The organism is Streptomyces coerulescens, assembly GCF_042657965.1.
GTDB lineage: Bacteria > Actinomycetota > Actinomycetes > Streptomycetales > Streptomycetaceae > Streptomyces > Streptomyces coerulescens.
In genome coordinates this window covers 951,701-968,171 of record NZ_JBHSKM010000002.1, presented here as the reverse complement: position 1 = coordinate 968,171, position 16,471 = coordinate 951,701, and the positions used below count along the sequence as shown (strand labels likewise).

Sequence of the window (16,471 nt, the reverse complement as noted above, 5' to 3'; positions counted from 1 at the left end):
TCCGGAGGAGGACCCGTGAAGCAGGGCGCGCAGAGCTCCGCGGTGACGGGGAATCCCGAGGGCTCGGGAGACTCGGATCGTCCGTCGCAGGGGCGTGCGGACGCGCCGCGGGTGCCTTTGCAGGGGCGGGGCGTCGCCGGGCGCGGGGTCGAGGAGCGGGTCGAACGCGGCGAGCGGGCCGAACGGGTCGTGGATGTCGGTCCCGACCGCGGTGGCGCCGGCCCCCTGGCGCGTGGTGAGCACACCCACAGCGAGACGCCGATTCCGCGGCCTCGACCGCTGGTGCAGCGGGCCTCGGTGCGGGGGCAGATCCTGGACGCGTTGCGTACCGCGCTGGTCGCGGGTGAGCTGACGCCCGGCGCGGTGTACTCGGCGCCTGCGCTGGGGGAGCGGTTCGGGGTTTCCGCCACGCCGGTGCGGGAGGCCATGCAGCAGCTCGCGTTGGAGGGGGCCGTCGAGGTCGTGCCCAACCGGGGGTTCCGGGTGGTCGAGCGGGGGGCTCGGGAGCTGGCCGAGCTGGCCGAGGTGCGGGCGTTGATCGAGGTGCCGGTGATGTTGCGGCTCGCGCGTACGGTTTCCGCGGAACGGTGGGCGGAATTGCGGCCGTTGGCGGAGGCGACCGTGCGGGCGGCGTCGACCGGCTGCCGGGTCACGTACGCGGAGTCCGACCGGGGTTTTCATCGGGCCGTGCTCGCGTTCTGCGGCAACGAGCAGCTGGTCCGACTCGCGGACGATCTGCATCGGCGCGCTCAGTGGCCGCTGGTGAGCCCTGTACGGGCGTCGGGGCGGGGGCATGCCGATCTGCTGGCGGACGCGGCGGAGCACACCGCGCTGTTGGACGCGTTGATCGCGCGGGATCTGGACGTGGTGCGGTCTCTGGTGGGGGAGCATTTCGCCGGGGCGCGGTAATGGGACGGCCGCCCCTGGGGATGGGATGGGCAGGGGCGGCGGGGCGAGGGCGTCAGGCCGTCGCCGCGTCCGGGGCCGGTGGGGTCAGCTGGCGGGAGAGCCAGGTGGGGACCCCGCCCAGTAGGCGGAACAGGCGGGTGGCCTCCTCGCGCAGGCGGGACGCCTCCGGTTCGGTCTCCGCGTCCGCCAGGGACGCCAGCGCGGGGGCCGTACCCACCAGGTAGCCGAGTTCCTCGCGGATCCGCAGGGACTCGGCGAAACCGTGCCGCGCCTCCGCCAACTCCCCGTCACGCAGGGCCAGTCCGGCCAGATGACGCCAGGTGAAGGAGAGCAGCAGGGGGTCGGCGTGGGCCGTCGCGCCCGCGTGGGCCCGGCGGTAGGCCGCTCGGGCGGCCTGGGGGGAGCGGGCGAGGTTCTCAGCCAGCAGGCCCCGGCGGAAGTCGAGGAGGGCCCGGCCCGGTGCCCCGGGAGGGATCAGCGCCGCCGCACGGCCCAGCGCCGCACGCGCCTCGTCCGCCCGGTCGCGCACTCCGTGCAGGGTCGCCGCGTAAGCAAGTTGCCCGCGTTCACAAGCGGCCGCGCCCCGCTCGTCGTCACTGTGGGCGAGCGCCTCCGCCGTACGGAGCGCGTCCTCGGCCTCCGCCCAGCCCTGCTCGGTGTAGAGGCAGCGCTCCACCAGCAAGGACGCCCGCTGCAGCGAGGCCGCCGCGGTCACCGGCCGTAGCAGGGCCGCCGCGTCCGCCCAGCAGGCGCGTGAGCGCAGCCGCCATACCGCGGTCTGGAGTGGATCGTCACCGTCGGTCGTTCCGTTACCAGACATGGCGGTATGCGCCACCTGTCCCTCCCCGAGCACGCCATCGAGCTGTTGAGTGGTGGCGGCATCTCAGCACGAATCTGTCGGCCCGGCCAAGAGGGTGGGTGAAGGATTTCACAAAGTCGTGGGACAGGGGCGGCACTTGGTGCCATCCGGTGGGGGCGGCGGGTGAGGTCAACTCATGCGCAATGCCAAGAAGAAATCAAGCTTGTCCTCCAGCCGGGAGAGGTCCCGACTCGTCAACTGCTCGATCCTGCCGACCCGGTAGCGCAGCGTGTTGACGTGCAGGTGGAGCCGGGTCGCGCAGCGGGTCCAGGAGCCGTCGCAGTCCAGGAAGGCTTCGAGGGTCGGGATCAGTTCCGCGCGGTGGCGGCGGTCGTAGTCGCGCAAGGGGTCGAGGAGGCGGGCCGTGAAGGCCCGTCGTACGTCGTCCGGGACGAAGGGGAGCAGGAGGACGTGCGACGCCAGTTCCTGGTGGCCCGCCGCGCAGACCCTCCCGGGGCGTGCCGCTGCCACCCGGCGGGCGTGTCTGGCCTCCTCCAGGGCGCCGCGCAGACCCTCCGCCGAGTGCACCGCCGCGCTGACGCCGAGCGTGACCCGGCCGTCGCCGTCCAGGCCCGCGGAGAGCGGGGCGCGGACCGACTCCAGGAGCGCGTCGGCGACGATGCCGGCCTCCGAGCCGTCGTGCTCCGAGGAGACCGCGGGGAGCGGGACCAGGGCGATGGCCTCGTCCCCGGTGTGGGCCACCGCGATGCGGTCGGACGGTTCGGGGCCCGTGGCCAGCGGGTCCACCAGGATCTCCTCCAGGAGGGACTGCGCGATCGGGCCCGCTTCGATGTCGGCGTCCTCCCACTCGGCCCGCGCGACCACGACCTGCCAGTGCGGGGCCGAGCCGAGGCCGGGCAGCAGGACCGGTGCGGCCACCCGCAGGCGTGCGGCGATCTCGGCCGGTGCCGCGCCCGTCTGGACGAGTTCCAGGACCTCCTGGGCCAGGCGGCGGCGGACCGTGCGGGCCGCGTCCCGGCGGTCCCGTTCGACCGCGATCAGCTGGGTGACGCCCTGGAGCAGGTCGAGCCGCTCCTCGGGCCAGTCGCTCGCGTCCGCCTCCACGGCCAGCAGCCAGTCCGACAGCAGCGTCTCGCGCACGTCCCGCGAGGCCTGTGTCGAGCGGCCGCCGCTGCGGATCGGGAACAAGGAGTACGTCGCGGGGCCGAGGGTGATCCGGTGCGGGCCGCGGCGGCCCGTGCGGGCGGCCGCCAGATGCTCCGCCGCCAGCCGCGCGCACAGCTCGGCGGGCAGGGCGGGGCCGCCCACCTCGGAGCCCGCGATGAGCCGGCCCGCCGGCGACAGCACCCACGCCCGCAGGTCCAGGTCCGAGCCGAGGAGGTCCAGGACCACGTCGGGGCCGCCGCCCGCCGGGCCCGAGGTCATCATCCGGCGGTGCCGGTCCACGACGGCCGCCAGGTCCCCGGCCCGCTCGCCGCTGACCTGCCGTACGACATGCTCGGTGACCGTCGCGAACGCCACCGACTCGTGCACCGCGAACAGCGGGAGGCGGTGGCGGGCACAGGCCGTCACCAGGTCGTCGGGGATGTCGCCGAGCTCCGCCTCACCGGCCGCAAGGGCGGCCACGCCGGCCTGCACCAGGAGGTGCACGAAAGGGTCGGAATCCGCGGCGTCGCGCCGCCAGGCCAGGCCCGTGAGCACCAGCTCACCGCCGGACAGATAGCGGCTGGGGTCCCGGAGGTCGGTGGTCATCACGCCGCGCACGGTGCGATCCAGCTCGTCCTCGCCGCCGAGCAGCTTGAGGCCCAGCGCGTCCGTTTCCAGCAGTGCGCGCAGCCGCATTCTCGTCGCCGCCGTTCTTTGTCTCGAAATCTACGATGAATCTTGAAGGGTGTGTCGGGCGCGGCCCGCGCCGCGGGCGATGAGCGACGCCGGGGGCGTTGCTCGTCGTCTTTCGGACGGTGTCCCAGGTCACAGGGTCGTGCCCGGTGTTTCCGGAGAAAGAGGTGGAGGTTACTGATGACCTCCGTTCATATGAATCTACAAGATGACCACCCTGGCCAGCCAACTCCTTCATGGTTTCCGTGACTGACCCCGGTGGAGCAGCGCGCTGTGTACTGACGTCAATGCGCGTTAACAGGACATGAACAAGCCGGGTCCGCCGCACCTGATCTGGCTCAAACCGTACGACCCACGAGACGAGGAGGAGAGCCGGTCATGGACTTCCTTCGCCCCGCCAGCTGGGAGGAGGCGCTCGCCGCGAAGGCCGAGCACCCCACCGCTGTGCCGATCGCGGGTGGCACCGATGTGATGGTCGAGATCAACTTCGACCACCGTCGGCCCGAGTACCTCCTCGACCTGAACCGCATTGCCGATCTCTACGAGTGGGAGGTCGGCGAGGAGAGCGTGCGCCTGGGCGCCTCGGTGCCGTACGGCGAGATCATGGAGAGCCTGCGCGCCGAGCTGCCGGGCCTCGCCCTCGCCTCGCACACCGTTGCCTCCCCGCAGATCCGCAACCGCGGCGGCGTCGGCGGCAACCTCGGCACCGCCTCCCCGGCCGGCGACGCCCACCCCGCCCTCCTCGCGGCGGGCGCCGAGGTCGAGGTCGAGTCGGCCGAACGCGGCACCCGTCTCATCCCGATCGACGCGTTCTTCACCGGCGTGAAGCGCAACGCGCTGGCCGCGGACGAGCTCATCCGCGCCGTCCACATCGACAAGGCCGACGGGCCGCAGCAGTTCTCCAAGGTCGGCACGCGCAATGCGATGGTCATCGCCGTGTGCGCGTTCGGACTCGCGCTGCATCCCGCGACGCGGACCGTGCGTACGGGGATCGGTTCCGCCGCCCCCACGCCGGTGCGGGCCAAGGCCGCCGAGGAGTTCCTGAACGCGGCGCTCGAAGAGGGCGGTTTCTGGGACAACGGCAAGATCATCACCCCGTCCGTCGCCCAGCGGTTCGCCGACCTGTGCTCGGGCGCCTGCAACCCGATCGACGACGTCCGGGGCACGGCGAGCTACCGCCGGCACGCGGTCGGCGTCATGGCCCGCCGCACGCTGACCTGGACCTGGGAGTCGTACCGCGGCGAGCGCCGCCTCACGGAGGGAGCGGCGTGATGCGAGTCAACTTCACCGTCAACGGGCGGCCGCAGGAAGCCGACGACGTGTGGGAGGGCGAGTCCCTGCTGTACGTCCTGCGCGAGCGCCTCGGCCATCCCGGTTCCAAGAACGCCTGTGAGCAGGGCGAATGCGGATCCTGCACCGTCCGCCTCGACGGCGTGCCCGTGTGCGCGTGTCTGGTCGCCGCCGGACAGGTCGAGGGCCGTGAGGTCGTCACCGTGGAGGGGCTCGCCGACTTCGCCAAGCAGCGTGCCGAGCACGGTGGTTGCGCGAGCGGCGCTTGCGGTACGTCGCTCCAGGACGCCCGGCGATGGGGTGCCGAGGGGCAGGACTCGCAGACCGGTGAGGCCGGCGCACTCTCCCCGATCCAGCAGGCGTTCATCGACGCCGGCGCGGTCCAGTGCGGCTTCTGCACGCCGGGTCTGCTGATCGCCGCCGACGAGATGCTGGAGCGCAACCCGAACCCGAGCGACGCGGACATCCGCGAGGCGCTGTCGGGCAACCTGTGCCGCTGCACCGGCTACGAGAAGATCATGGACGCGGTCCGCCTCGCGGCCGCCCGGCAGGGAGAGGCGGTCTGAGCAGAATGCCTTCCCCCACTCCCGGCTTCGCCCGAGCGGATGGTGCCCCCACCGGCACCCCCACGAAGATCACCCAGGGTTCCCGGACCAAGGGCGGCATCGGCGAGTCCACGTTCCGCCCGGACGGCACCCTCAAGGTCACCGGCGAGTTCGCGTACTCGTCCGACATGTGGCACGAGGACATGCTCTGGGGACAGATCCTCCGGTCCACCGTCGCGCACGCCGAGATCGTGTCCATCGACACCGGCGAGGCCCTGGCCATGGCGGGCGTGTACGCCGTCATGACCTACGACGACCTGCCGACGGATGTGAGGAACTACGGTCTGGAGATCCGCGACACCCCGGTCCTCGCGCACGGCAAGGTCCGCCACCACGGTGAGCCCGTCGCGATCGTCGCCGCCGACCACCCGGAGACGGCCCGCCGCGCCGCCGCGAAGATCAAGGTCGACTACCGCGAACTGCCCGTCATCACCGACGAGGCCTCCGCGACCGCCCCGGACGCGATCCTCGTCCACGAGAACCGCGACGACCACCACTCCGGTCATGTGCCGCACCCGAACATCGTCCACCGCCAGCCGATCCTCCGCGGCGACGCCGCCGGGGCCGCCGAGCGGGCCGATGTGATCGTCAAGGGCGAGTACACCTTCGGGATGCAGGACCAGGCCTTCCTCGGCCCGGAGTCCGGGCTCGCCGTGCCCGACGAGGACGGCGGCGTCCATCTGTACATCGCCACCCAGTGGCTGCACAGCGACCTGCGCCAGATCGCCCCCGTCCTCGGCCTGCCCGAGAGCAAGGTCCGGATGACGCTGTCCGGCGTCGGGGGCGCCTTCGGGGGACGCGAGGACCTGTCGATGCAGATCCACGCCTGTCTGCTGGCGATGCGCACCGGGAAGCCGGTGAAGATCGTCTACAACCGGTTCGAGTCCTTCTTCGGACATGTCCACCGTCACCCGGCCAAGCTCCACTACGAGCACGGGGCCACGCGCGACGGCAAGCTGACCCACGTCAAGTGCCGGATCGTGCTCGACGGCGGCGCGTACGCCTCCGCCTCCCCGGCGGTCGTCGGCAACGCCGCCTCGCTCGGCATCGGCCCCTACGTGGTCGAGGACGTCGACATCGAGGCCATCGCCCTCTACACCAACAACCCGCCCTGCGGCGCCATGCGCGGCTTCGGCGCGGTCCAGGCGTGCTTCGCCTACGAGGCGCAGATGGACAAGGTGGCCAAGGAACTGGGCCTGGACCCGGTGGAGTTCCGGCAGCTCAACGCCATGGAGCAGGGCACCCTCATGCCGACCGGGCAGCCGGTCGACTCCCCGGCGCCGGTCGCCGAACTCCTGCGCCGCGTCAAGGCGATGCCCCTGCCGCCGGAGCGCCAGTGGGAGAGCAGTGAGGGCGCGGACGTACGGCAGTTGCCGGGCGGTCTGTCCAACACCACGCACGGCGAAGGCGTCGTGCGAGGTGTCGGCTACGCGGTCGGCATCAAGAACGTCGGCTTCTCCGAGGGCTTCGACGACTACTCCACCGCCAAGGTGCGCATGGAGGTCATCGCCGGCGAGCCCGTCGCCACCGTGCACACCGCGATGGCGGAGGTCGGCCAGGGCGGCGTCACCGTCCACGCGCAGATCGCCCGCAGCGAGCTGGGCGTCACCCAGGTGACCATCCACCCGGCGGACACACAGGTGGGCAGCGCCGGCTCGACGTCCGCGTCCCGGCAGACGTACGTCACCGGGGGCGCCGTCAAGAACTCCTGCGAGCTGGTCCGCGAGAAGGTCCTGGAGATCGGGCGCCGCAAGTTCGGCTCCTACCACCCCGCCTGGGCCACCGCCGAGCTGCTCCTGGAGGGCGGCAAGGTGGTGACCGACGGCGGCGAGGTCCTTGGTGACCTGGTCGACGTCCTGGAGGGCGAGGTCGTCGAGATCGAGGCCGAGTGGCGGCACCGCCCGACCGAGGCCTTCGACCTGCGCACCGGCCAGGGCAACGGCCACGTCCAGTACTCCTTCGCCGCGCACCGGGCCGTCGTCGAGGTCGACACCGAGCTCGGCCTGGTCAAGGTCATCGAGCTGGCCTGCGCCCAGGACGTCGGCAAGGCCCTCAACCCGCTGTCCGTCCTCGGCCAGATCCAGGGCGGCACCCTCCAGGGCATGGGCATCGCGGTGATGGAGGAGATCATCGTCGATCCCAGGACCGCGAAGGTCAGGAACCCGTCCTTCACGGACTATCTGCTCCCCACGATCCTCGACACGCCGATCATCCCCGTCGACGTGCTCGAACTCGCCGACGACCACGCCCCGTACGGGCTCCGTGGCGTCGGTGAGGCACCCACCCTGTCATCGACCCCGGCCGTCCTCGCGGCGATCCGGAACGCGACCGGGCTGGAGCTAGACCGGACGCCGGTACGGCCGGAACACCTCACCGGCACGGCGTAAGGAAACCCAGCAAGAACTCTCCGGGCGGCCCGGGAACGTCACACTTCGCCGCGCCGCCCGGAGCTGCCCAGTTCGTTCGTCTCGGGCCGTCCCCCGGGTCGTGCGGCCGAAGCACCTTCCCAAATCCCGCAATCGTCCACGCAGTACGCGGGTGCCCCTATGAACCTTGGGAGTAGGCCTACATGACCCAGCAGTCACTGGAGCCGGCGACCACAGCCGACGACGCGGGAGAAGGCACCCGCGTCCCGGCCGGCAGGTCCTGGCTCGACCGGTACTTTCACATAACCAAGAGAGAATCGACTCTCGCGCGTGAGGTGCGCGGCGGCATCACCACCTTCATGGCGATGGCGTACATCCTCCTGCTCAACCCGCTCATCCTGTCCGGCAAGGACGCGGCGGGCGACACCCTCGCCCAGAAGGCGCTGATCACCGCGACCGCGTTCGCGGCGGCCTTCACCACGCTTCTGATGGGCTTCTTCGGCAAGGTGCCGCTCGCCCTCGCCGCCGGCCTCTCCGTCTCCGGCGTGCTCGCCTCACAGGTCGCCCCGCAGATGACCTGGCCGCAGGCCATGGGCATGTGTGTGATGTACGGCGTGGTCATCATGCTGCTGGTCGTCACCGGCCTACGTGAGATGATCATGAACGCGATCCCGCTCGCGCTGAAGCACGCGATCACCATGGGCATCGGCCTGTTCGTCGCCCTGATCGGCCTGGTGAAGGCCGGCTTCGTGCACCAGGGCAAGGGGGCCCTGCTCAGCCTCGGCCCGGCGGGCGAGCTGGCCGGCTGGCCGGTCCTGCTCTTCGCGGTCACCCTGCTCGCGATCTTCATGCTCCAGGCGCGCGGCGTCCCCGGCGCGATCCTGATCGGCATCGTCGGCGGCACCGTGGTCGCCGTCGTCCTCAACGCACTTGACGTCATCGACCCCAAGCAGTGGGCCGGCGGCGCTCCCGAACTGCACGGCAGCGCGGTGTCCATGCCCGACTTCTCGATCTTCGGCAACGTCGAGTTCGGCGGCTGGGGCGAGGTCGGCGCGATGACCGTCGGCATGATCGTGTTCACCCTGGTGCTCGCCGGGTTCTTCGACGCGATGGCCACGATCATCGGCGTCGGCACCGAGGCCAAGCTCGCCGACGACAAGGGCCGGATGCCGGGTCTGTCCAAGGCGCTGTTCATCGACGGCGCGGGTGGCGCGATCGGCGGTGTGGCGGGCGCGTCCGGCCAGACGGTCTTCGTCGAGTCGGCGACCGGCGTCGGCGAGGGTGCCCGTACGGGCCTCTCCTCCGTCGTCACCGGCCTGTTCTTCGCGGCCTGTCTGTTCTTCACCCCGCTCACGGCGATCGTGCCGGGCGAGGTCGCGGCAGCGGCACTGGTCGTGATCGGCGCCATGATGATGATGAACGCCCGGCACGTGGACTGGTCCGACCGGGCCACCGCGATCCCGGTGTTCCTCACCGTCGTGATCATGCCGTACACGTACTCGATCACCGCCGGTGTCGCGGCAGGCGTCATCGCGTACGTCGCCATCAAGATCGCTCAAGGCAAGGCGAGGGAGATCGGGGCATTCATGTGGGCCCTGACAGGCATCTTCATCGTCTATTTCGCCCTCAATCCCATTGAGAGCTGGATGGGCGTGCACTAACGGGTACGGTGACCCGCCCTCCGTACTACCGCCGTGAGGAGACCGACAGATGCTGGACATCGCCGAAGAGCTGCACCGGTGGGTCGAGCAGGGGCGCGACTTCGCCGTGGCCACCGTGGTGGCCGTCGGCGGCAGCGCACCCCGCCGGCCGGGCGCCGCGCTCGCGGTGGACGCCGACGGCACGGCGATCGGCTCGGTCTCCGGCGGCTGCGTGGAGGGCGCGGTCTACGAACTCTGCCGACAGGCGCTGCAGGACGGCGAGACGGTCCTGGAGCGCTTCGGCTACAGCGACGAGGACGCCTTCGCCGTCGGCCTGACGTGCGGCGGCGTCATCGACATCCTGGTCACCCCGGTACGGGCGCAGGACCCGGCCCGGCCGGTGGTGACCACGGCACTGGCCGCGGCGTCGGCCGGTGAGGCGGCGGCCGTCGCCCGGATCGTGTCCGGCCCCTCCGAACTGCTGGGCCGCGCGCTGCTGGTCCGCCCCGACGGCACCTACGACGGCGGCTACGGCGGCCATCCCGAACTGGACCGCACGGTCGCCGCGGAGGCGGGCGCGTTCCTGGACGCGGGCCGCACGGGCACCCTGGAGATCGGCGAACAGGGCTCGCGCTGCGGATCCCCGCTCACGGTCCTGGTCGAGTCGTCCGTCCCCCCGCCCCGGATGATCGTCTTCGGTGCGATCGACTTCGCGTCGGCGCTCGTGCGGGTCGGCAAGTTCCTGAACTACCGCGTGACGGTGTGCGACGCGCGGCCCGTCTTCGCGACGAGGGCCCGCTTCCCGGACGCCGACGAGATCGTCGTGGAGTGGCCGCACAAGTACCTGGAGCGCACCGAGGTGGATGCGCGGACGGTCCTGTGCGTGCTCACCCACGACGCCAAGTTCGACGTGCCCCTGCTCCAGTTGGCGCTGCGGCTGCCGGTGGCGTACGTGGGCGCGATGGGCTCGCGCCGGACCCATCTGGACCGCAACGAGCGGCTCCGGCAGGTCGGCGTCGGCGAACTGGAGCTGGCCCGGCTGCGTTCGCCGATCGGCCTCGACCTGGGCGCTCGTACGCCCGAGGAGACGGCGCTGTCGATCGCCGCGGAGATCGTCGCGGGCCGGCGGGGCGGCAGCGGTGTCTCACTGACCGGCGCGCACACGCCGATCCATCACGACGCGACGTCCACGTTCGAGCCGGTGGGGCGGATCGGTTCGGTGGCCTGAGCCCGCGGCGCGGGCCGGCCGGGCCGGGCGAAGGCGTGGGCCGGGGCACCGCCCCGAGAGCTCCTGGCGTGGCGCAGCAGTTCCCGCACGATCCCCGCGTCACCGGCTCACGCGCGCCGCAGCAGCCGGTTCGCGGCCCGCCCGAACACATACCGGGCCGTACGCGCCACCACCCCGTCCAGCGCCCGCGGCATGAACCGCACCCGCAGCTCCTCCCGCCACACCACCCGTGTGCGCCCGCCGGGCCCCGGGCGGACCTCGATCTCGGCCCAGCCGCGCAGCACCCGGCCCCGCTTCTCCAAGCGGCACAGGCCCGGGGTGTCGTCGTCCGGCGGGGGCTGCCAGATCGTCACCTGCATCGGGTCGTCGAAGGCGAGGGGGCCGAGGCCGGAGCGGGCGATGAACCGGGTGCCCTCGTGGGTCGGGGCGGGGGTGGTGACCCGGATACGGGTCAGGGGGACGACGTCGGCGTGGCGGGGCCACTCCGTCAGGCGGCGCCACGCCTCCGTGAGGGGGAGGGGAACCGTACGTTCGAGGAGGAAGTTCGCCACGGAGCGATCTTACGGAACGGTGCCGTGGAATCAGGGCTGGTCACGGCGTCGTCGCCGGTGGAGCGCGTGGCGTATACGGGGCGTGCAGGGGGTCCAGCCGTCCGTCGGCGGGCAGGCGTACGTGAGGTGAACTCGGCTTCGGCCGACCCGCCCCACCCTCTACCCTTCCTCCCAGGAGTGGGCAATCCGCCCACCTCCAGGGGGAGTTGGTCGTCATGCCACTGAAGACCTACGGCGTACTGATCGGACGGGCCGTCGACACCCGGCGCGAGGGCGGCAGCGACTCGCCGCACTATCAGATCCATGTCACCGACGACGCCGGCACGGGGTACCGCGCCGCCGTGAACGTCCTGTCCCAGCAACAGCCCTCCGAGCTGCTGTACTTCGTCAGCGACGACTTCCTGCACCCGGTCACGGACCGGCTGGCGGGGCTGGCGAGCGGCTGGAACACCCTGCCGTCCGGCCCCGGCGGCCCGAACCTCGACTTCGTGCGCGGCAACCTCTTCGATCCGGCCCTGATGCGGAAGCTGCCCCCGGACCTCGAAGGCCCCGACAACGACCTCGCCGACCTCCTCGACCACTCCGTCCGCCGCGCGGTCGCCGACCGGGACGCCCGCCTGTATCTGTTCGGGGAGCGCTGGGGGCCCGAGGCCAGGACGAGGGACAAGGTCTTCGGGTTCCTGCCCGGCAACGGTGTCCACGACATCCATATGAACCAGGGCAACAGCGGCCGATTCCGCGACTCCGACGGCGTCTGGCAGGACGGCGGACTGCTCGTCCACTTCCCGGCCCGGTCCCGCTGGGTCGCCGTCTTCCTCGCCTTCCAGAGCCAGTCCTGGAAGACGGATGACGTCACCGGCCATGCCATCGGTGACCTCGACGGTTCGCGTCCGGTGCCCGGCACCCGTCCCGTCCGTATCGTCGCCGCCCTCGTCAACCCGCGCGGCCCCGCCCCCGAGGCCGAGAGCGTCACCCTGCTCAACGCCTCGCCCGATCCCGTGGACCTGACCGGCTGGCAGATCCAGGACCGGCTGGGCCGGTACTCCGCCGTGCCCGCCGGGCCGCTCGCGCCCGGGGCCGGTCTCTCGGTCCGCCTCGACGGCGGGGCCGAACTCGGCAACCACGGCGGCGAGATCAGCCTCCTCGACGCGGGGAAACTGAAGGTGGACGGCGTCTCGTACACCGCAGAGCAGGCCGCACGGGAGGGCTGGTCCGTGGTCTTCTGAACCGGGGCCCATCCTTACCTCACCTGGTGAGACGGCTCACCGGTAGACCTTGCCCGGCTCGGCCTGCCCGGGTGCGAGCAGCTGCGGCACCGTGACCAAGACGAACCCCCGCTCCTTGAGCGCGTCGATGATCCCGGGCACCGCCGGCACGGTCCCGTCGTAGATGTCGTGCAGCAGGATGATCCCGTCCCGCTCGGTCTGATCGAGGACACGCTGCCGGATGAGGTCGGAGTCATCGGTCTTGTAGTCCTTGGCGGTGACGCTCCACAGGATCTCCGACATCCCCAGCTCGCGGCAGATGTCGTGCACCGTGTCATTGGTGCGGCCCTGCGGCGGGCGCATCAGCGTGGGGCGCCGCCCGATGAGGCGCTCTATCTCCTTGTTGGGCCGCTCTATCTCCTCACGTATCTCGTCGGCCTCCAGCTCCGTGAGTCTCTTGTGGTCCCAGGTGTGGTTGGCCACCTCATGGCCCTCGTCGGCCATCCGCTCGACCAGCTCGGGGTACTTCTCGATGTGCCGCTTGCCGAGCAGGAAGAAGGTCGCCGGGACCTTCTCCTCCTTGAGGATGTCGAGGAGTCGCGCGGAGTGCTCGCTGGGCCCGGCGTCGAAGGTCAGCGCGACGCACTTGGCCTCGCGGCAGTCGACACCGCCGGAGAGGGGCCTGACGGTGGACGTGGCCCGGTCCCGTGCGGCGCTCGGTGAAGTGGTGTCCAGACGCACGTACTGGCTGAAGGCCACCAAGGAAGCCGCCGTCACAAGAACGACGGCGGCACACAACCAGGCCCATGGCTTTTTCATCTTCTTGATCGGAAAAGGCATGGAGTGACTATACATGGCGAGTATACTCGCCATGTATAGTCACTGTTCATAGGGTCTGGCCTGCGCGTTCCATTGCTCTTACTGGGCGTAGAACGTGGCGTCCGCCCGGTCCGTCGCCGTGCTCGGCGTCCGGACGTACAGCAGGTGGTCGTAGTGCCTGAGGTAGCGCCCCGCGTAGTTGTACGACTCGTAGGAGATCCCCGCCGGGTCGGACAGCCCGGCCCGCTTGTGGAAGGTCGCGTCGGCGGCGAACTGTGCCGAGCCGTCGTTCTTCTCCAGCCACACCTCGAAGTTCTTGTGCCGCAGGTAGTAGCCGGGGAAGTTGGCCGACTCCAGGGAGACCGTGCCGCTGCCGGAAAGGCCGGTGACCACCCGGAACTGGGAGTCCGCGAGCGGGGAGACGGCGGATTCGACGCGGGCGCGGTACTCCCAGTGCCGGATGAACCGGTCCGCGAAGTTGTACGACGAGAAACGCTGCGGCGTGACGCCGTCGGCCACCGGGATGCCGAAGTCGGGCGTGCCGTCGGCCTTCCAGTACAGCTTCTGCACGCGGGTGCGGCGGTTGGGGTCGTTGAGCGGGTCGCCGCTGATGTCCTTGTAACTGCGGTCGTGGTAGACGAGGACGTCGCTCCTGCCGTCCTCGGAGACGGTGAAGGAGTTGTGTCCCGGACCGTACTGGCCGGTGGCGGCGTTGCTGGTGAACACCGGCGACGAACTCTTGCTCCAGTTCGCCGCGTTGAGCAGGTCGGCGCTCGCGGGGGCGGACAGCAGCCCCAGGCAGTAGTTGCTGTCGGTGGCGCTGGCGGAGTAGGTCATGAAGACCTTGCCGCCGTGCTGGATCACGGCCGGCCCCTCGTTGACCTTGTAGCCGATGGTCTCCCAGGAGTAGGTGGGCCGCGACAGCATCACCGGAGTGCCCGTGATGGTCCAGGGGTTGGCCACCTTCGCGAGGTAGACGTCCGTGTTGTTGTCCACGGACGGGTCGCGCTGGGCCCAGGCCAGATAGCGCACGCCGCCCACGACGAAGGTCGTGGCGTCCAGCGAGAAGCTCTCCCACCGGGTCTTGATCTGGCCCTTCTCCGTCCAGGTGGCGGTCAGCGGGTTGGCGCCGGTGCCCTCCAGGACGTACATCCGGATCGCCCACACGTCGTCGGTGGCGCCGGCGGCGAAGTAGACGTACCACTTGCCGTCGATGAAGTGGATCTCCGGCGCCCAGATGTGCGCGCCCATGACCCCGCTGGAGTGCTTGGTCCAGATCGTCACCTCCTGGGCCGTGGACAGGCCCTGGAGGGTGGTCGCCCGGCGCAGCACGATGCGGTCGTACTCGGGGACGGTCGCGGTGAAGTAGTAGAAGCCGTCGGTGTGTTTGAAGATGTGAGGGTCGGCCCGCTTCTCGGCGATCGGGTTGGTGTAGGTCACGGCGGGGGAGTCGGGGACGGCGGCCAGGGCGGGGGAGCCCGGGGCGACGAGGCAGGCCGCGAGGGCGACCAGAAGCGCCAGAAGCAGGCGAACGGCGTTGGTTTTCACGGGAGTTCTCCGGTTCACGTCAGGTCGTGGGGACGAGGCGCCACTGCTGGCAGGTGTTGTCGAGCCAGGTCCACTGCCGTACGTCGGCGCCGTTCGCGGTCGAGCAGTCGGCGACGTCGGCGACCTTGCCGGTGGACTCGTTGACGATCCGGACGTGGTCGCCGGTCGCGGTGAACACCAGGCGGTAGCGCTGGCACTTGTTGTTGAGCCAGGACCACTGGCGGATGTCCGCGCCGTCGGCCGCGGAGCAGTCGGCGGTGTCCATCACCTTGCCGGTGGCGACGTTCACCAGGCGGTTGGTGTCGTCGCCGAGGTCCTCGACCCGCCACTTCTGGTTGGTCCCGCCGTTGCAGGTCCACTGGAGGACATTGGTGCCGTCGGCCGCGTTGCCGCCGTTGACGTCCAGGCACTTGCCGCTGTTGCGGTTGACGAGGGTGTACGCCGTCGGTGTCGCGGCGCTCTCGCCGGAGGGGCCGGGCAGAGTGGTGCCGAGGGCGACCGGGGTGCCGAAGTTGGGGGTGCCGTCGGTGTTCCAGGTGAACTCCTGGGCGCGGGTGGTGCGTCCGTTGCCGCAGCCGCCGTTCGCCGCGGAGTTGGCGTGATAGACGATCCAGCTCTCGGTGCCGTCCGGCGAGGTGAAGAAGCCGTTGTGACCGGGACCGTAGACACCGTTCGCGTCACTGCGCCGGAAGACCGGGGTCTGCTTCTTGGTCCAGGAAGCGGGGCTGAGGGGATCGGTGCCCGTCAACTCCAACTGGCCCAGCTTGTAGTCGGCTGTCTGGCAGGAACTCGCGGAGTACGTCAGGAAGGTCCGGCCGCCCCGATAGAGCGGTTCGGGGCCCTCGTTGACCGGGCTGCCGGAGCGCTCCCAGTCCAGGGTCGGACTGGAGATGACCGTGAACGTGCTGCTCGCCAGGGTGTACGGATTGCTCAGCGGGGCGATGACCAGGCTCTGGGTGCTGCCGTTGACGAATCCGCTGCCCACCAGGTACAGCTTGCCGTTCGCCCGGAGCAGGCTCGCGTCGATCAGCCAGCCGCCCGGCGTGAGGTTCGACCCGGTGAGCGAGCCCTTGTAGGTGTACGGCCCCATCGGGTCGATGCCGGCGCTCTCCAGGACGTGCGTGCGCTGGGAGTCGCAGCAGGCGACGCCACTCTGGCCGGCCGAGTAGTACACGTACCAGTGGCCGTTGACCAGATGCATCTCCGGCGCCCAGAAGTTGGTGTTGCGGGTCGAGGTGGTGTCCGCATACACCTGCACGTTGGGCGCGGTGGCCAGGCCCGCGAGCGTCGGTGACTTGCGGATGCCGAGGATGCCGGTGAACGTCGTGGTGATCAGGTAGTAGTTGCCGTCGTGGTACTGGAGCCAGGGGTCGGCGCCCTTGAACGACTTCAGGGGGTTCGTGTACGGGCGGCCGTCCGCCGCGGACGCCGGCGAGGGTGTCGCCAACAGGGCCGGCAGCGCGGCGAGTACACAGAGGATCAGCGATCTGCGGCGTTTCCCGCGTGGGGGGTGAGACGTCGGAGGCATATGAAGTTTCATCTCTGTCCGTGATTTCGAACGAAGTTCGTGATTCCGATCGTGATGGGGACAGAAGATAAAAGTGGGCCATGTCCGCGTCAACGGTTTCGTCATGCCGTGCGCATCGATCTC

At 70.6% G+C, this 16,471-nt stretch carries 13 protein-coding genes; 7 read left to right on the top strand and 6 right to left on the bottom strand.

Going from position 1 to position 16,471, the window contains the following annotated elements:
- Nucleotides 1-15 precede the first annotated feature (15 nt).
- Nucleotides 16-909, top strand: coding sequence for a GntR family transcriptional regulator (locus tag ACFPQ9_RS05810; protein WP_380847530.1), 894 nt, complete (start codon nucleotides 16-18; stop codon nucleotides 907-909).
- A gap of 52 nt (nucleotides 910-961) precedes the next feature.
- On the opposite strand, the gene ACFPQ9_RS05805 is transcribed toward ACFPQ9_RS05810, so the two are convergent.
- Nucleotides 962-1,744 carry a hypothetical protein gene (locus ACFPQ9_RS05805; protein WP_380847527.1) on the bottom strand — a complete coding sequence of 261 codons (783 nt, stop codon included), beginning with the start codon at nucleotides 1,742-1,744 and terminating at the stop codon, nucleotides 962-964.
- Between the two features lie 153 nt (nucleotides 1,745-1,897).
- A complete protein-coding gene (locus tag ACFPQ9_RS05800) occupies nucleotides 1,898-3,571 on the bottom strand; it encodes a PucR family transcriptional regulator (RefSeq protein WP_380847524.1) in 1,674 nt (557 codons plus the stop codon).
- A 375-nt stretch (nucleotides 3,572-3,946) separates the two neighbouring features.
- Between ACFPQ9_RS05800 and ACFPQ9_RS05795 the strand changes: the two genes are divergently transcribed.
- The 5 genes from ACFPQ9_RS05795 (at nucleotide 3,947) to ACFPQ9_RS05775 (ending at nucleotide 10,697) form a co-directional block, all read left to right on the top strand.
- The gene (locus ACFPQ9_RS05795) at nucleotides 3,947-4,840 is read left to right on the top strand and encodes an FAD binding domain-containing protein (protein WP_380847521.1); all 894 of its coding nucleotides are present in this window, start codon (nucleotides 3,947-3,949) and stop codon (nucleotides 4,838-4,840) included.
- Nucleotides 4,840-5,424 (top strand): (2Fe-2S)-binding protein, encoded by a 585-nt coding sequence (locus ACFPQ9_RS05790; RefSeq protein ID WP_380847518.1) that lies wholly within the window; start codon nucleotides 4,840-4,842, stop codon nucleotides 5,422-5,424. The genes ACFPQ9_RS05795 and ACFPQ9_RS05790 overlap by 1 nt, the downstream gene beginning before the upstream one ends.
- A 5-nt stretch (nucleotides 5,425-5,429) precedes the next feature.
- Nucleotides 5,430-7,850 carry a xanthine dehydrogenase family protein molybdopterin-binding subunit gene (locus tag ACFPQ9_RS05785; RefSeq protein ID WP_380847515.1) on the top strand — a complete coding sequence of 807 codons (2,421 nt, stop codon included), beginning with the start codon at nucleotides 5,430-5,432 and terminating at the stop codon, nucleotides 7,848-7,850.
- Nucleotides 7,851-8,032: 182 nt separating this feature from the next.
- Nucleotides 8,033-9,490 carry an NCS2 family permease gene (locus ACFPQ9_RS05780; protein WP_380847512.1) on the top strand — a complete coding sequence of 486 codons (1,458 nt, stop codon included), beginning with the start codon at nucleotides 8,033-8,035 and terminating at the stop codon, nucleotides 9,488-9,490.
- Nucleotides 9,491-9,539: 49 nt separating this feature from the next.
- Nucleotides 9,540-10,697, top strand: a complete 1,158-nt coding sequence (locus ACFPQ9_RS05775; protein WP_380847509.1) for an XdhC family protein — start codon at nucleotides 9,540-9,542, stop codon at nucleotides 10,695-10,697.
- A gap of 107 nt (nucleotides 10,698-10,804) precedes the next feature.
- Here the strand turns inward: ACFPQ9_RS05775 and ACFPQ9_RS05770 are convergent, their stop codons facing one another.
- Nucleotides 10,805-11,248, bottom strand: a complete 444-nt coding sequence (locus tag ACFPQ9_RS05770; RefSeq protein ID WP_380847506.1) for an SRPBCC family protein — start codon at nucleotides 11,246-11,248, stop codon at nucleotides 10,805-10,807.
- Nucleotides 11,249-11,463: 215 nt separating this feature from the next.
- Here ACFPQ9_RS05770 and ACFPQ9_RS05765 point away from each other — a divergent pair, with 215 nt between their 5' ends.
- Complete coding sequence (locus ACFPQ9_RS05765) at nucleotides 11,464-12,474, top strand: DUF2278 family protein (protein ID WP_380847503.1); 1,011 nt, start codon at nucleotides 11,464-11,466, stop codon at nucleotides 12,472-12,474.
- 36 nt (nucleotides 12,475-12,510) lie between these two features.
- On the opposite strand, the gene ACFPQ9_RS05760 is transcribed toward ACFPQ9_RS05765, so the two are convergent.
- The 3 genes from ACFPQ9_RS05760 to ACFPQ9_RS05750 all read right to left on the bottom strand — a co-directional run bounded on the left by ACFPQ9_RS05760 (nucleotide 12,511) and on the right by ACFPQ9_RS05750 (nucleotide 16,348).
- The gene (locus ACFPQ9_RS05760) at nucleotides 12,511-13,293 is read right to left on the bottom strand and encodes a polysaccharide deacetylase family protein (RefSeq protein WP_380847500.1); all 783 of its coding nucleotides are present in this window, start codon (nucleotides 13,291-13,293) and stop codon (nucleotides 12,511-12,513) included.
- Nucleotides 13,294-13,371: 78 nt separating this feature from the next.
- Nucleotides 13,372-14,793 (bottom strand): family 43 glycosylhydrolase, encoded by a 1,422-nt coding sequence (locus ACFPQ9_RS05755; protein ID WP_380848446.1) that lies wholly within the window; start codon nucleotides 14,791-14,793, stop codon nucleotides 13,372-13,374.
- A gap of 46 nt (nucleotides 14,794-14,839) precedes the next feature.
- Complete coding sequence (locus ACFPQ9_RS05750) at nucleotides 14,840-16,348, bottom strand: family 43 glycosylhydrolase (RefSeq protein ID WP_380847497.1); 1,509 nt, start codon at nucleotides 16,346-16,348, stop codon at nucleotides 14,840-14,842.
- Nucleotides 16,349-16,471: the final 123 nt, after the last annotated feature.

What these genes read in the sequence shown, in the direction of transcription:
- ACFPQ9_RS05760 (WP_380847500.1), bottom strand. Translation starts at nt 13,293, where the DNA reads ATGCCTTTTCCGATCAAGAAGATGAAAAAGCCATGGGCCTGGTTGTGT.
- ACFPQ9_RS05780 (WP_380847512.1), top strand. Translation starts at nt 8,033, where the DNA reads ATGACCCAGCAGTCACTGGAGCCGGCGACCACAGCCGACGACGCGGGA.
- ACFPQ9_RS05775 (WP_380847509.1), top strand. Translation starts at nt 9,540, where the DNA reads ATGCTGGACATCGCCGAAGAGCTGCACCGGTGGGTCGAGCAGGGGCGC.
- ACFPQ9_RS05800 (WP_380847524.1), bottom strand. Translation starts at nt 3,571, where the DNA reads ATGCGGCTGCGCGCACTGCTGGAAACGGACGCGCTGGGCCTCAAGCTG.
- ACFPQ9_RS05790 (WP_380847518.1), top strand. Translation starts at nt 4,840, where the DNA reads ATGCGAGTCAACTTCACCGTCAACGGGCGGCCGCAGGAAGCCGACGAC.
- ACFPQ9_RS05795 (WP_380847521.1), top strand. Translation starts at nt 3,947, where the DNA reads ATGGACTTCCTTCGCCCCGCCAGCTGGGAGGAGGCGCTCGCCGCGAAG.
- ACFPQ9_RS05765 (WP_380847503.1), top strand. Translation starts at nt 11,464, where the DNA reads ATGCCACTGAAGACCTACGGCGTACTGATCGGACGGGCCGTCGACACC.
- ACFPQ9_RS05785 (WP_380847515.1), top strand. Translation starts at nt 5,430, where the DNA reads ATGCCTTCCCCCACTCCCGGCTTCGCCCGAGCGGATGGTGCCCCCACC.
- ACFPQ9_RS05750 (WP_380847497.1), bottom strand. Translation starts at nt 16,348, where the DNA reads ATGCCTCCGACGTCTCACCCCCCACGCGGGAAACGCCGCAGATCGCTG.